This is a genomic window from Mesorhizobium sp. M0292 (assembly GCF_040321695.1).
Classification (GTDB): Bacteria; Pseudomonadota; Alphaproteobacteria; order Rhizobiales; family Rhizobiaceae; genus Mesorhizobium.
Genome location: NZ_JAMYSB010000031.1, coordinates 35,906 through 50,331, shown reverse-complemented (window position 1 = coordinate 50,331; position 14,426 = coordinate 35,906). Strand labels below are relative to the sequence as shown.

The window sequence follows — 14,426 nt, the reverse complement described above, 5'->3', positions numbered from 1 at the left end:
ATCTTAGCCTTGGGCCATGCGGCCGGGATTGAGGATGGACTTGGGATCGAACTCGGCCTTGAGCCGCGCCGACAGTGCGGCCTTATGCGGTGCCTGCGGCTCGAACACCGGGACGGCGGCGCGATGCGAAGAGGTGGCGCGCACCAGCGTGGCGTGGCCGCCGCCAAGCTTTCTGATCAGCCCGCGCAGCAGGGCGGCCTCGGGATCGCCCTCCTCCATGCGCAGCCAGAGCAGCCCGCCCTGCCAGTCGTAGAAGGCGCTGACACCGATCTGCATGCGCAGCGTCAGCACCATCTGATGGGCCTGAGACGGCGCCATGGAGACGCGCCAGACCGGCTTTTCGCTACGGTCGGCGAATGGCGTGCAGTCCCTTATGTCACGCCAGAGGGAATGCGAGGCCTCGCCTGCAATCTCCTGCAGCGGGCCCGCATTTTTGAGCAGGGTTTTCAGTGCCTCGATGCGGTAGGCGACCGAAGGGCCGAAGCCTTCGACGCGCAGCAGCGTTGCGGCGTCGGTCCCGAGACTGCCGCCGGCAACGCGCGCGGCGGTGCGCTCGGGCAGATGGGCGGCGCTCGACACTTCGGCGCTGGAGCCTAGCGCCAGCGCCATGGCGGCAGCCGCCGCATCGTCGAGCAAGCCGCGCACGGCAAGCGTCACCTCGATCTCGGCCGCCGGCAGCACCTTGAAGGTGACATCGGTGAATACAGCCAGCGTGCCCCAGCTGTTGGCCATCAGCTTCGACAGATCGTAGCCGGTAACATTCTTGACGACGCGGCCGCCTGATTTGAACGCTTCGCCACGACCGGCAACCGCGTTGATGCCAAGGATATGGTCGCGCGCGGCGCCCGCCTTCAGCCGGCGCGGGCCGGACAGGTTGGCGGCAAGCACGCCGCCGATCGTGCCTCTTCCCTTGATACCGCCGAACAATGGGCCGTAGTCCATCGGCTCGAAAGCAAGTTGCTGGCCGTTTTCGGCGAGCAGGCTTTCTATATCGGAAAGCGGTGTGCCGGCCTTCGCCGACAGCACCAGTTCGGCCGGCTCGTAGAGGGTGACGCCGGTGAGCTTCGAAAGATCGAGCGTGTGTTCGCTCTGCTGTGGCCGGCCGATGCCGCGCTTGGAGCCGTGGCCGATGGTCTCCAGCGGCGATTCCTCCGCAGCCGCCCATTGGACGGTGGAGAGGACTTCGGTGGATGAGGTGGGAGTGAAGGTGGTCATGGCGACGCGCCGCTTGCGAGTGCAGAGACGTCGAGTTCCTTCGCGCCCCCCTCTGTCCTGCCGGACATCTCCCCCACTTGGGGGGAGATTAGCAGCTTTGGCGACCGCGCCTCTCTAGCAACGTCGAAGATTGGCGAAGGCAGAGATGACTGGTGATCTCCCCCCTTGTGGGGGAGATGTCCGGCAGGACAGAGGGGGGCGCGAAGGATCGCCGACGTGAGACATTCCGCCCCCATCAAAACCTCGGAATGTCCGGAAACGCCACCTGGCCGCGATGCACATGCATGCGTCCAAGCTCCGCGCAGCGGCGCAGTTGCGGGAACACTTTTCCCGGGTTGAGCAGATGGTTGGGATCGAAGGCGCATTTGACGCGCATTTGTTGGTCGAGGTCGATCTGGTTGAACATTTCAGGCATCAAGTCGCGCTTCTCGACGCCGACGCCGTGCTCGCCGGTCAAGACGCCGCCGACCTTGACGCAGAGCCGCAAGATGTCGGCGCCAAAACTTTCCGCCTTGTCGAGTTCGCCCGGCACGTTGGCGTCGTAGAGGATCAGCGGATGCAGATTGCCGTCGCCGGCGTGGAAGACATTGGCGACGCCAAGACCGTATTTTCCCGACAGTTCGCGCATTCCGGCGAGCACACGCGGCAATTCCTTGCGCGGGATGGTGCCATCCATGCAGTAATAGTCGGGTGAGATGCGGCCGACCGCCGGGAAGGCCGCCTTGCGGCCGGCCCAGAAACTCAGCCGCTCCTGTTCGGATTGCGAGATGCGGCAGGTGGTGGAGCCGTTCTTGTAGGCGATCGCCTCGACGAGACCGATCAGGTGGTCGACCTCGACGCCCGGCCCGTCGAGTTCGACGATCAGCAGCGCCTCGACATCAAGGGGGTAGCCGGCATGGACGAAATCCTCCGCCGCATGGATCGCCGGCCGGTCCATCATCTCCATGCCGCCGGGGATAATGCCGGCGCCGATAATGTCGGCGACGCATTGGCCGCCCTGCTCGCTGGTCGGAAAGCCGATCAGCAGAGCACGGGCCGTCTCCGGCTTTTTCAGGATGCGCACGGTGACCTCGGTGACGACGCCGAGCAGGCCTTCGGACCCCGTCATGACGCCGAGGAGATCATAGCCTTCCGAGTCCAGATGATTGCCGCCAAGCCGCACCACCTCGCCGTTCATCAGCACCATCTCAATGCCCAGCACATTGTTAGCGGTCAGGCCGTATTTCAGGCAGTGCACGCCGCCGGAATTTTCAGCGACATTGCCGCCGATCGAGCAGGCGATCTGGGAGGATGGATCGGGCGCATAGTAGAAGCCCTCCTGCTCGACGGCGGTGGTGATGCCGAGATTGGTGACGCCGGGCTGAGCGACGACGACGCGATCGGGATAGTCGATGGCAAGGATGCGGTTGAAGCGGCTCATGACCAGCAGCACGGCATCCTCGAGCGGCAACGCGCCGCCGGAGAGCGAGGTGCCGGAGCCGCGCGGCACGACACGGATGTTGCGGTCGTTGCAGTATTTCAGCACCCGCGACACCTGCGCCACCGTTTCCGGCAGCACCACGACCAGCGGCAATTGCCGGTAGGCGGTGAGACCGTCGCTTTCGAAAGCGCGCATTTCGTTGGTGGCGTCGACGACGCCCTCGCCCGGCACGATGATGCGCATGTCGGCGACGATCTCTGCGCGCCTTCGCATCGTGGCGTCGTCTGGCTTGGGCATGACAAGGCCGGACATCGGCGGCGTCCTCCGCTTGGCTGGTAAAAATCTTTTACCAGTTACATCCGGATGTTGCAAACACCGCGTCGGGCAAAGAGCGTACTGCCAGCCTTCCGCAGCGGCAATCTGCCGCTATGGATCTTAACCCTCCCCCTTGTGGGGAGGGTCGCGAACGCAGTGAGCGGGGTGGGGGTCCGCGCGACGAAAGCTCTTTACGAGCACCCTCACCCCGATCCGCTATGCGGATCGACCCTCCCCACAAGGGGCAGGGTAAAGTGCGCTCCTACTCCCCCGGATGTTTCGCCGGCTCGGAGTGCATCCGCCTGACTCGCCGCACGCCCCACCAGACCAGCACGATGGCGACCGGCACCGCCGCGGCAGTGACGATTTCGGGTGCAAAGGCATGGCCGAAGATCGAGGCGCCCTTGGCGAGATAGGAGATCAGGCCGACGACATAGTAGGACACTGCTGCCACCGACAGGCCTTCCACCGTCTGTTGCAGCCGCAGTTGCAGCCGGGCGCGGTTGTTCATCGACGCCAGCAGATCGCGGTTCTGCTTCTCGACCTCGACATCGACCCACGTGCGCAGCAGCGTCGTGGCGCGGGTTAGTTTGCGCGACAGGTTGGCCTGGCGCTCCTCGACCGAACGGCAGGTGCGCATGGCAGGCGCCACCCGCCGCTGCAGGAAGCCGCCCCAAGTGTCGTAGCCGGGCACGGCTTCTTCGTCCAGCGCTTCCAGCCGCTCGACAACGATGCCGTCATAGGCGCGGCTGGCGCCGAAGCGATAGAGGCTGGAGGCGGCATCAGCCTCGAGTTCAGCGGCAAGCTCGGTCAGGTCGGCGAGCAGCGTCTGGCTGTCGCGGGTTTCAGCGACCTTCATTTCCAGCGTGGTCTGCGCCAGCCGGTCCTCGATGCGACGGGCGCGGCCCGACAGGGTCAGCGCCAGCGGCAGGCCGAGCATGGCAAGCGTGCGATACGTCTCGAGGTCGATCAGCCGCTGCGACAGCGCGCCGGTCCGCGCCGGCGTCAGGCCGCGATCAAGCACCAGGATGCGGGTCAGGCCGTCGCCGTCCTGGCGGAAATCGGTGACTATGGCCGCATTGCCGCGCTCGACCAGCGAATAGCACAGGCTCGTCGGGTCGAAGGCCGCTATCAGCTTTTCGCTCGCCTGCGTCCATTTGCGGATTTCGAGCCTTATCCCTGAAATGACCGTTCCCGGCGGCGAAAAGCCGTTGCCGAAGGGAGAGTCTTCTTGCGCCGCCCTGCTGCTTTCGGCCAGCGGCCCTTCCCACAGATAGGTCGAAAATTCCGTATGCCGCTCCCAGCGCACCGTACCCTTGCCCCACTTCATGGCGTGGTGGCGGGCATGGCGGTCGGGCGCGGCAATGCCGAGGCGCCGCGACAGTTCGGAGAGCACGGCCATGTCGACGCCGGAGCCGCCCTCGGTCATGAAGGCGAGTTGCACAAGCACGCGCGGCTTCTCGATCAGCGGATGCGGCCGGGCATGGACCTCGCCAAGCGCGCCGGGCCGTCCCTCATGCGCGGGAAAGCCCATCACGCTGCCCTGGGCGCGCGGCTGGAATTCGAGGTTGGACGTCTCGTCCGACACGGTGGCCCCCCTGTTCTCGACCCTTCGTGTGATGGCGTGCTCTAAAGGCAATCCATGAGGCGCGTAAACACCAAAGTCTAGCATCGTAAGTCCTGCCGGCGCGACGCGCAGACCGACCCGATTGGGCGAATTGGATAAATAATTTGACCAGTTGGCGACGCTGGCTTTATCTTGCGCGACACCGGTTCAATTCCCCAGGCCCCCGTTGAGCGATATTTTCTCCAGGATCGAGCATTCGCGCACCGCCGACGAGGTGGTGCAGCAGATCGAAAGCCTGATCCTTGAAGGCGTGCTGCGCACCGGCGACCGGCTGCCGGGCGAGCGCGAGCTGGCGCGCCAGTTCGACGTGTCGCGGCCGATCCTGCGCGATGCGCTGAAGGCGCTGGAAGGGCGCGGGCTGCTGATCACCAAGGCCGGCGGCGGCACCCATGTCGCCGACGTCATCGGCCAGTTGTTCACCAAGCCGGTGACCGACCTCATCTCGATGCACCGCAAGGCGGTGACCGACTATCTGGAATACCGCCGCGAGATCGAAGGTGTTGCGGCCGAATATGCGGCGCGACGCGCGACAGCGGACGACATTGCGCTGCTCGACCGCATCATGGCGCGTATGGACGAGGCGCACCGCACCGGCGATTTCGACGACGAGGCGGAAATCGACGTCGAGTTCCACCATGCTGTGTGCGAATGCGCGCACAACATCATCCTCTTGCATACGCTGCGCTCCTGCTACCGGCTGCTGTCTGAAGGCGTGTTCCAGAACCGGCTTCTGGTGTTCAGCGTGCCCGGAGCGCGCGAGGCGCTGCTGGCCCAGCACGGCGCGATCTACAAAGCCGTGAAGGCCGGCGATCCCTCAGCTGCCCGCAAGGCGGCGATGGACCATATCTCCTATGTCGAGCGCTCGATGCTCGAGGCCGAACGCAGCGGCGACTGGCAGCGCGTGTCGCGGCTCAGGCTCAAGCAGCGCTCCGACGCCGACGACGGCTTCAAGACGACTGGCTAACGAGGAACCACCATGAGCGACATCCTCACCATTGCCGATCTCAAGGACCTGGCGCGCCGGCGGGTGCCGAAGATGTTCTACGACTATGCCGATTCCGGCGCCTGGACCGAATGCACCTACCGCGCCAACGAGGAGGACTTCCAGAAGATAAAATTCCGTCAGCGCGTGCTGGTCGACATGAGCAACCGCTCGCTGGAATCGACCATGATCGGCGAGAAAGTGGCGATGCCGGTGGCGCTTGCCCCAACTGGAATGACCGGCATGCAGCATGCCGATGGCGAGATGCTGGCGGCGCAGGCGGCAGAGGAATTCGGCGTGCCGTTCACGCTGTCGACGATGAGCATCTGCTCGATCGAGGATGTCGCGTCGGTGACGAAGAAGCCGTTCTGGTTCCAGCTCTACGTGCTTCGCGACAAGGATTTCGTGCTCGACCTGATCGACAGGGCGAAGGCTGCAAAATGCTCGGCGCTGGTGTTGACGCTCGACCTGCAGATCCTGGGGCAGCGCCACAAGGATGTCCGCAACGGGCTGTCGGCGCCGCCCAAGATGACGCTGGCCAACATTGCCAACATCGCCATGCGACCGCGCTGGCTGATGGGCATTGCCGGCACCAAGCGCCGCACCTTCCGCAACATTGTCGGCCATGCCAAGGGCGTCGGCGACGTCGCTTCGCTGGCATCGTGGACGACGGAGCAGTTCGACCCGCACCTGTCGTGGAAGGACGTCGCCTGGATCAAGGAGCGCTGGGGCGGCAAGCTGATCCTGAAAGGCATTCTCGACAAAGAGGACGCGCTGATGGCGGTCGAGACCGGCGCCGACGCCATCATCGTTTCCAACCATGGCGGGCGCCAGCTCGACGGCGCATCGTCGTCAATCATGGCGCTGGAGGAGATCGCCGATGCCGTCGGCGACAGGATCGAAGTGCATATGGACGGCGGCATCCGCTCGGGCCAGGACGTGCTGAAGGCGCTTTGCCTCGGCGCCAAGGGCACCTATATCGGCCGCCCGTTCCTGTACGGGTTGGGCGCCATGGGCAAGCAAGGCGTGACCCTGGCGCTGGACATCATCCGCAAGGAGATGGACATCACGCTGGCACTGTGCGGCAAACGGCTGGTGACCGAGATGGGCAAGGACCAGTTGCGGCGATAGGGTCTTGTTCACCGATTAGACCCTAGCCTCGCTGGATCACGGAGACGAAGCCGCCTTGACCGAGACCGGCATCCACTACCTCGACGCGCGCGCGCCCGATGGCATGCGCCTCTATGCGATCGGCGACGTGCATGGCCGGCTCGATCTGCTCGCCGCCATGCATCGCCGCATCGAGAGCGAACGCGAATACAAGCCGACCAGCGATTGGCGCGTCATCCACCTCGGCGACTATGTCGACCGCGGACCAGAGTCCAAGGGCGTCATAGACTTCCTGATCGAGGCACAGAAACGCGATCCACGGCATCTGATGCTCGCCGGCAACCACGATATCGGCTTCCTCGATTTTCTCGACGAGCCTGACCCGGAAGGGCTGTTCATCCGCTATGGCGGCGTGCAGACGGCACAATCCTATGGCGTCGACCTAGCGGGACACGCAAGCTGGTTCGGCAAGGCCGAGGCGTTACGGCGGGGACACCAGGCACTGGTCAATGCTGTACCGCAAGCCCATGTCGACTTCCTGCGGTCGCTGCAATTGTCACTGATATCAGGTGATTTCTTCTTCTGCCATGCCGGCATCAGGCCTGACGTGCCGCTGGAGAGCCAGAGCCCGCAGGACCTGGTCTGGATCCGCGACGTCTTCCACAACCATCCAGGGCTTTACCCGAAGGTGATCGTGCACGGCCACACGCCGGTGCCGGAGGCCGAAGTTATGCCCAACCGCGTCAATGTCGACACGCTCGCCTGGCAGTCAGGAATGCTCAGCGCGCTCGCCGTAGACGGCGCGGACAAGCGTATCCTGACGGTACAGGGAAAAGCGTTTTAACGGAGGGCGGCGGTGACGCCGTAGCCGTCGACGGCTTGGTGGTTGTTGGCTGCATCGGCGGAATATATGCCGAGACCGCACAAAACGATGGCAGACAGCATGACAAAGGACAGAAGCGCTGCTTTCACGGACGTCATCTCTAGTTGAGCTTCCTGCATCTGGGCACGAGGCGGTTACCAATGCGTTGAAACAACGAATTCGTCTCAAAGTTTCGACGATTTCGCGCTTGTAGGTCGATTCTGTATCGGCGGTGTGTCGCGCGGAGCACACAGAAGGTTCATCGGGGTTGCATTGCCGATGCAGAGCGCGCGCCTTGTAGGTAGCGTTCGGCCACAAACCAAGGATGAAAGCGGTTGTCCCCGGCGGATTCCCCGCCGCGTGCCAATTATGCAACGCGCGACCGCTGCTGGCTCAGATCGTCGCCACCCAGGCGCGGGCAATGGCCAAACCCGCGGCATCGGCCTCGGGGCCGTTGCGGGCCATTTCGCCGTCGAGACGGTCGTGCCAGTCAGGATGGCGATCGGCAATGAGCGGGGCGAAGGACGTGCTCCAGTCCTTCACCATCGGCCGGTCGGCCTCGAAGTGGAACTGGAAGCCGTAGACGGCGCGGCCGATGCGGAACGCCTGGTTCTCGGCAATGTCGCTGCCGGCGAGCCGCACCGCATTTGCAGGCAGGGCGAAGGTGTCGTCGTGCCATTCGAAGATGGGGAAATCCTGGGGCAGCGCGGCGAGCACCGGATCGGTCCTGGCGTCCGGCGTCAGCGATACCTTGTGCCAGCCGAACTCCGAGGCGCCGCCGATCTGGTTCTCGCCGCCGAAAGTGCGGGCAACCAATTGGCTGCCCAGGCAGATGCCGAGCACCGAGCGATCCTTGTCGGCGAAATCGCGGGTCAGCTTGAGCAGCGCCGGGAAATAGGGGTAGTCATCGTCGGCCAGCGCGTTCTGACCGCCGCCGAGCATCACCATGGCATCGTGCCCGGTCGCGTCGTGCGGCAGCGCGTCGCCCTTGTAGGGCCGGCGCAGGTCCAGATCGGCGCCCGCTTCGGCGAGCGCAATGCCAACCTGCCCGAGACCGGTATTGTCGTAGTTTTGGACCACCAGCACCCGCATCGCCAAACCCTGCTGACATGAAATGATGCGAGGAGCGATATCATGTCGCCCCTATTGCAGCCAAGATGCGCATTCGGGAGAGAACTATGCCACTGCAGAACCGGGTCGATCCGTTCGGCGCCATCCATGCCGTATCCGAGCGCGGCCTGTTCACCGGCAATCGCGGCATCATCCACGATCCTGAGACCAAGACGCTGCTGAAAAAGCGTTGGGCCTTGCCGGCCTGGATCATCTGCGTCTGCCAATTCCGCAATGTGCGGCGCGAGCCGATGGGCAGGAACAGGCCGGGCGGCAGGGCCGGCTGGACCGAGTTGTTCTTCCTCGACGAGGTGACGGCGCTGGCCGCCGGGCACCGTCCCTGTTTCTATTGCCGGCGTGAGCGAGCCACGGATTTTGTCGGGCGTTTCGGCAAAGTCTTCGGTGTAAACGAACCGCGCGCGCCAATGGTGGACAAGCGGCTGCACAAGGAGCGGCTGGCTTCCGGCGGCAAGCCACCTGATGTCACCATGGGAGAGCTTGCCGAATTGCCGGACGGAGCGATGATCGCGGATGGCGGCTCGGCCTATGCGCTGCGCGGCGGCAACGCGCTGCCCTGGTCGTTCGCAGGCTATGGCGATGCGGCGGCCTTCGACAGCCTTGCCGGCCGGTCGCTGCGCCTGCTCACACCGGCCACGACCGTTTCGGTGCTGCGGCACGGTTTTGAACCGGTGTGGCATCGTTCCGCCGAGACTTGACGCCAGGCACCGCCTCGCCCATTCCTCGGCGATGCGCGCCAATTACAAGATGCAGCGGCTGTTCGTGCCGGACGACCTCGCGGCAGGCATCGAATTCGATGCCGGCCAGCAGCAGAGCCATTATCTCACGCATGTGCTGCGGCTCGGCGAAGGCGCCGAGATCCTGGTCTTCAACGGCCGCGACGGCGAGTGGTCGGCGGCGATTGCCACCAGGTCGAAAAGGGCGGTGCGGCTGAAGGTGCTGGCCTCGCAGAGACCGCAACCGCCCCTGCCTGACCTGATCTATTGCTTTGCGCCGCTGAAACAGGGCCGGCTCGACTATCTCGTGCAGAAGGCGGTCGAGATGGGCGCCGGCATCCTGCAGCCGGTGATCACCCAGCACACGCAAGTGGCAAAACCCTCCATCGACCGGCTGCGCGCCAATGTCGTCGAGGCGGCCGAGCAATGCGGCATACTGGCGGTGCCGGAAGTGCGCGAGGCCGAGAAATTCGAGCGCCTGCTCTCCGGCTGGGACAAGGAACGCCGGCTTATCTTCTGCGACGAGGATGCCTCGACCAACAACCCGCTGCCGGCATTGCAGGCAATACCTGAGAGGAAGCTGGCGCTGCTGGTCGGGCCGGAAGGCGGCTTTTCCGATGACGAACGCAAGATGCTGCGGGCGCCTCCCTTCGTCACTGCCATCCCGCTCGGACCGCGCATCCTGCGCGCTGACACAGCAGCTGTAGCGGCGCTTGCGGTGATGCAGGCGACGGTCGGAGACTGGTAAGAAGCGTAAAGATCAATTCCTGTTGACCTGTGGCTCAGGATTTTTCGCTTGATCGGCTGCTGACATTTCGTCCATTTAGCGCCGGCGGGCTCCGAGAGCCGCAGAGGGGGCCCCATGGCGCGCGACACAACCGATTTCCGGCCAATCGAAGGCATCGACGAACTGGTCGAGCATCTGGCCGAAGGCAACAAGCCGCGCGACAAGTGGCGCATCGGGACCGAGCACGAGAAGTTCCCCTTCTATGTCGACGGCAACGCGCCGGTGCCCTATGGCGGCGAGCGCGGCATCCGCGCCATCCTCGAAGGCATGCAGCAAAAGCTCGGCTGGGACCCGATCATCGACGACGGCCGCATCATCGGCCTGGTCGAGCCGACCGGCCAGGGCGCGATCTCGCTCGAGCCGGGCGGCCAGTTCGAGCTGTCGGGCGCGCCGCTGGAAACGATCCACCAGACCTGTCGCGAGGGCAATGCGCATCTGGCGCAGGTACGCGAGATCGCCGAGCCGATGGGCATCCGCTTTCTCGGCCTCGGCGGCAGCCCGAAATGGTCGCTGGCCGAGACGCCGAAAATGCCGAAATCGCGCTACGAAATCATGACCCGCTACATGCCCAAGGTCGGCACCAAGGGTCTCGACATGATGTATCGCACCTGCACCATCCAGGTGAACCTCGACTTCGAAAGCGAAGCCGACATGCGCCGCAAGATGCAGGTGTCGCTGAAGCTGCAGCCACTGTCGACGGCGCTGTTTGCCAACTCGCCCTTCACCGACAGCCGGCCGAACGGGCTGCAGAGCTGGCGCGGCGACATCTGGCGCGACACCGACAACCAACGCTCGGGCCTGCTCGAATTCTGCTTCTCGCCCGAGTTCGGCTTTGCCGACTATGTCGAATGGGCGCTCGACGTGCCGATGTATTTCGTCATCCGCGACGGCCACTATCACGACATGACGCACATCACCTTCCGCCAGTTCATGGCCGGCGTTGCCCGCAATGAAGTACCGGACGGACTGCCGACCATGGGCGACTGGGCGAACCATCTGTCAACGCTGTTCCCTGACGTCAGGCTGAAGCGCTTCCTCGAAATGCGCGGCGCCGATGGCGGGCCGTGGCGCCGCATCTGCGCGCTGCCGGCCTTCTGGGTCGGGCTGCTCTATGACGAGGCCGCGCTCGACGCCGCCGAGGCGCTGACTTCGAGCTGGACCTATGAAGAAACGCTGGCGATGCGCAATGCGGTGCCGGAACAAGGCATTTCCGCGCCGTTCCGCAACACGACGCTGCGTGAGATCGGCCGCGATGTAATGACCATTTCGCGCCTTGGGCTCAAAAATCGCGGCAGGAAGAACCGCGACGGCTATGACGAGACCTCGTTCCTCAACACGCTGGACGAAGTCGTGGCGCGCGGTACCACCAGTGCCGAGGAAATGCTGTCGGCCTACCACACGCGCTGGGGCGGCTCGATCGAGCCGGTGTTCATGGAATATGCGTATTAGCGTCGCGCCTTGAGCAGCGGCAAAAGCCGCTTCAATCGAACATCGAAACGAACTAGGTTCTCCCTGGAGGATTTCCGGGAGGAGAAACCGATGCCTACCTTGTTCGACATATTGGCGCAGGCGCAGAACGGCAACGGCATGCAGGCGCTTGCCCAGCAGTACGGGCTTTCCATGCAGCAGACGCAGGCGGCTGTCGCCGCTCTGCTGCCGGCCTTCTCGCAAGGGTTGCAACGCAACACCGCCGATCCCTATGGGCTAGGCGCCTTCATGACGGCGATGGCGAGCGGCCAGCACGCGAAATATTTCGAGGACGCGACCAGGGCTTTCTCACCGCAAGGCGTCAATGAGGGCAATGGCATTCTGGGTCATCTGTTCGGCTCGAAGGAGCTGTCGCGCGCGGTGGCCAGCCAGGCCGCGCAGGCGACCGGCGTCAGCCAGCAGATCCTGCAGCAGATGCTGCCGGCCATCGCTTCGATGGTGATGGGCGGATTGTTCAAGCAGACGACAAACCAGTTGACCGGGGGTCAGATGCAGGCCGCCGGTGGCTTCGGCGGCGGCAGCAATCCGCTCGGCGAGATCATCGAACAGATGATGCGGCAGGCGGGCGGCGGGGCACAGCCTGCGCCGCAGCCAGCACCCAATCCTTACGGTGAGAACCCGCTGGGCAAAGTGCTGCAGGACATGTTCGGCGGCGGCGCGCAACAGCCGCAAAGCCAGCCGCAACAGGCGCCCAACCCCTATGGCGACAATCCGCTCGGCAAAGTGCTGCAGGACATGTTCGGCGGTGGCGCGGCACAGCAACCGCCGGGCCGGCCGCAGCAACCAACACAGCCGCAACAGACGCAGAGCCCTTACGGCGACAACCCGCTGGGCAAGATTTTTGAAGAGATGATGCGGCAAGGCGGTGGTGGCGGCTTCGGCCTGCCCGGTGGGCAGCCGGCGCCGCAGCAGCCGCAAGCACCCCAGCCGCGACAGGCACCGCAGGAGCGCCAAGCGCCGCAACCGCAGGCCAATCCGAGCGGCAGGCCACGCAATCCGTTCGACGATATTTTCGGCAAGATGTTCGAGACCGGCGCCCAGCAGCGCGACGACTATCAGAAGGGCGTGGAAACGATCTTCGACCAGTTCAAGCGGGACATGGACCGGCGGTAGTTGGCGGTAGTTGGGCGCTGACCTTCGCGGCTTCGGAGCAAGGAACGAAGCGACGCGGCGCAGACCGCACGATGACGACGGAGCTTTAAAAGAAAAAGCCCGGTCCTGGAGGAGGACCGGGCCAGTGTGCAGGCTGGCCGGCGGGGAACCGGCAGGGAGTGGGGAGCCTGCTATACTCGTTGGTCGCGGCGAGCCTGAGAAAGGTTCACGGCAACCGAAACAATGCGCCCGATATCACGCTATCTGGCGGGCGAGATCTTCGATCGTATCGGCACGATCGCTCGCAATCGCACGCAGCTTCACGGTCGGATCGGCGCCGAACGGCACATCGATGGCGGCATGGAGGTCCGCGCGCGTCAGGCCGATATCGGCGAGTTCGGCGTCCGACATCTCGCCGAGGCGATAGAAGGCCCGGCGATTTTTCCAGGCCTGGTAGGCATTGAGAAGGGTGTTGGCCACGCGCGTCGCAACGGCCGGACGCGAGGTGATGCGCGAGGTCTCGGTGGCGAAATCAAACGTGGTCATGTCGGTCTCCTTCAGACTCGAACTGGACAAGACCAGGCGATCGGCGCTGGGGACAGCGGCCGTTCCGGTCTCGATTCACATGCTTTCATGTGGACAATGTGAATTTGCCACGCACCGATTGATTAATCCAACGAATGTTTCTAATCTTTAGCATCAACGCTAGTGATGGATTGGACCGATGAAAGCGCCACTCGATCTCGACCAGTTGCAGACCTTCATCTCGATTGCCGATACCGGCAGCTTTACCCGCGCGGCCGAGGAAGTGCTGCGCACGCAATCGGCGGTGTCGATGCAGATGCGCCGGCTGGAAGAGCGGATCGGCAAGCCGCTGTTCGAAAAGGACGGCCGCACCAACAGGCTGACTGAGGAAGGCGACAAGCTGCTCTCCTACGCGCGCCGCCTGCTCTATCTCAACCGCGAAACGCTGGCCGCCTTCGATGACCAGCGGCTCGAAGGCACCATCCGCATCGGCACCCCCGACGACTATGCCGACCGGTTCCTGCCCGAAATCATGGCACGCTTCACGCGCTCCAACCCACGCGTCGAGCTGACCGTCATCTGCGAGCCGACACCAGGCTTGGTCGAGCATATCAAGCGCGGCAATCTCGATCTTGCGCTGGTGACGCACAACGACACGCGCGGCCAGTCGGAAGTGGTGCGGCGCGAGCCGCTGCTATGGGTGACCTCGGCCAACCATGCCACGCACGAACAGGAAGTGCTGCCGATGGCCTTCGGCCGGCCGAACTGCATCTGGCGGCGCGCCGCCGTCGATGTGCTCGACCGGCAAAGCCGCGACTATCGAATCCTGTTCACCAGCTTCTCGGCCACCGTCATCACCGCCGCGGTGCTGTCGGGACTGGCGATCTCGGTGCTGCCGGAATGCGCGCTGCGGCCCGGCATGCGGGTGCTGGGCGAAGCCGACGGTTTTGGCGCCCTGCCCGACTGCCGCATCGGCATCATGCGCGGCCAGACCTCGCGGCCCGAAATCGTCGACGCGCTGGCCCGGCACATCTCGGAAAGCCTCGACAATATTTCCGTGCCGCTCGGCGAAGAAACGGGAAGCTTCGATTTTGCCTCGCTCGCCTTCGCCAAGATGAAGCGGAGCAAGCCGAACCAGATCCTGCCTGGCTGGTAGGAA

General features: G+C 64.3%; 14 protein-coding genes. 8 read left to right on the top strand and 6 right to left on the bottom strand.

Features of this window, described 5'->3' with window-relative positions; translation table 11 throughout:
* Positions 1-3 precede the first annotated feature (3 nt).
* The 3 genes from NKI96_RS29520 to NKI96_RS29510 all read right to left on the bottom strand — a co-directional run bounded on the left by NKI96_RS29520 (position 4) and on the right by NKI96_RS29510 (position 4,538).
* Positions 4-1,215, bottom strand: a complete 1,212-nt coding sequence (locus NKI96_RS29520; protein WP_352807472.1) for an FAD-binding protein — start codon at positions 1,213-1,215, stop codon at positions 4-6.
* 235 nt (positions 1,216-1,450) lie between these two features.
* A complete protein-coding gene (locus tag NKI96_RS29515; RefSeq protein ID WP_352807469.1) occupies positions 1,451-2,947 on the bottom strand; it encodes an FAD-linked oxidase C-terminal domain-containing protein in 1,497 nt (498 codons plus the stop codon).
* A gap of 265 nt (positions 2,948-3,212) precedes the next feature.
* Positions 3,213-4,538, bottom strand: coding sequence for a DUF3422 family protein (locus NKI96_RS29510; RefSeq protein ID WP_352807466.1), 1,326 nt, complete (start codon positions 4,536-4,538; stop codon positions 3,213-3,215).
* 205 nt (positions 4,539-4,743) lie between these two features.
* Here NKI96_RS29510 and NKI96_RS29505 point away from each other — a divergent pair, with 205 nt between their 5' ends.
* Genes NKI96_RS29505 through NKI96_RS29495 form a run of 3 tightly spaced genes read left to right on the top strand, consistent with a single transcriptional unit; the run spans position 4,744 to position 7,513 of the window.
* Entirely contained in the window at positions 4,744-5,541 is a 798-nt protein-coding gene (locus NKI96_RS29505; RefSeq protein ID WP_352807464.1) for an FCD domain-containing protein, read from the top strand.
* Between the two features lie 12 nt (positions 5,542-5,553).
* A complete protein-coding gene (locus NKI96_RS29500; protein WP_352807462.1) occupies positions 5,554-6,690 on the top strand; it encodes an alpha-hydroxy acid oxidase in 1,137 nt (378 codons plus the stop codon).
* A gap of 55 nt (positions 6,691-6,745) precedes the next feature.
* Positions 6,746-7,513, top strand: coding sequence for a metallophosphoesterase family protein (locus NKI96_RS29495; protein WP_352807459.1), 768 nt, complete (start codon positions 6,746-6,748; stop codon positions 7,511-7,513).
* On the opposite strand, the gene NKI96_RS29490 is transcribed toward NKI96_RS29495, so the two are convergent.
* Together NKI96_RS29490 and NKI96_RS29485 are read right to left on the bottom strand one after the other, a co-directional pair.
* Positions 7,510-7,650 carry a hypothetical protein gene (locus NKI96_RS29490; RefSeq protein ID WP_006206855.1) on the bottom strand — a complete coding sequence of 47 codons (141 nt, stop codon included), beginning with the start codon at positions 7,648-7,650 and terminating at the stop codon, positions 7,510-7,512. The two genes, NKI96_RS29495 and NKI96_RS29490, sit on opposite strands and share 4 nt — an antisense overlap.
* 274 nt (positions 7,651-7,924) lie before the next feature.
* Positions 7,925-8,623 carry a type 1 glutamine amidotransferase gene (locus tag NKI96_RS29485; protein ID WP_023670555.1) on the bottom strand — a complete coding sequence of 233 codons (699 nt, stop codon included), beginning with the start codon at positions 8,621-8,623 and terminating at the stop codon, positions 7,925-7,927.
* An 86-nt stretch (positions 8,624-8,709) separates the two neighbouring features.
* On the opposite strand from NKI96_RS29485, the gene NKI96_RS29480 reads away from it, so the two are divergent.
* From NKI96_RS29480 to NKI96_RS29465, 4 genes are all read left to right on the top strand, one after another.
* Positions 8,710-9,357 carry a hypothetical protein gene (locus NKI96_RS29480; protein ID WP_023670556.1) on the top strand — a complete coding sequence of 216 codons (648 nt, stop codon included), beginning with the start codon at positions 8,710-8,712 and terminating at the stop codon, positions 9,355-9,357.
* Positions 9,358-9,388: 31 nt separating this feature from the next.
* Positions 9,389-10,123 (top strand): 16S rRNA (uracil(1498)-N(3))-methyltransferase, encoded by a 735-nt coding sequence (locus tag NKI96_RS29475; protein ID WP_352807457.1) that lies wholly within the window; start codon positions 9,389-9,391, stop codon positions 10,121-10,123.
* A gap of 114 nt (positions 10,124-10,237) precedes the next feature.
* The gene (locus NKI96_RS29470) at positions 10,238-11,611 is read left to right on the top strand and encodes a glutamate--cysteine ligase (protein WP_023670558.1); all 1,374 of its coding nucleotides are present in this window, start codon (positions 10,238-10,240) and stop codon (positions 11,609-11,611) included.
* 90 nt (positions 11,612-11,701) lie between these two features.
* Positions 11,702-12,763: a DUF937 domain-containing protein gene (locus NKI96_RS29465; protein WP_023818658.1), complete on the top strand. Its 1,062-nt coding sequence runs from the start codon at positions 11,702-11,704 to the stop codon at positions 12,761-12,763.
* 234 nt (positions 12,764-12,997) lie between these two features.
* Here the strand turns inward: NKI96_RS29465 and NKI96_RS29460 are convergent, their stop codons facing one another.
* Positions 12,998-13,288, bottom strand: a complete 291-nt coding sequence (locus NKI96_RS29460; RefSeq protein ID WP_352807454.1) for a DUF1127 domain-containing protein — start codon at positions 13,286-13,288, stop codon at positions 12,998-13,000.
* A 178-nt stretch (positions 13,289-13,466) separates the two neighbouring features.
* Here NKI96_RS29460 and NKI96_RS29455 point away from each other — a divergent pair, with 178 nt between their 5' ends.
* Complete coding sequence (locus tag NKI96_RS29455) at positions 13,467-14,423, top strand: LysR substrate-binding domain-containing protein (protein WP_023670561.1); 957 nt, start codon at positions 13,467-13,469, stop codon at positions 14,421-14,423.
* The last annotated feature ends 3 nt before the right edge of the window (positions 14,424-14,426 follow it).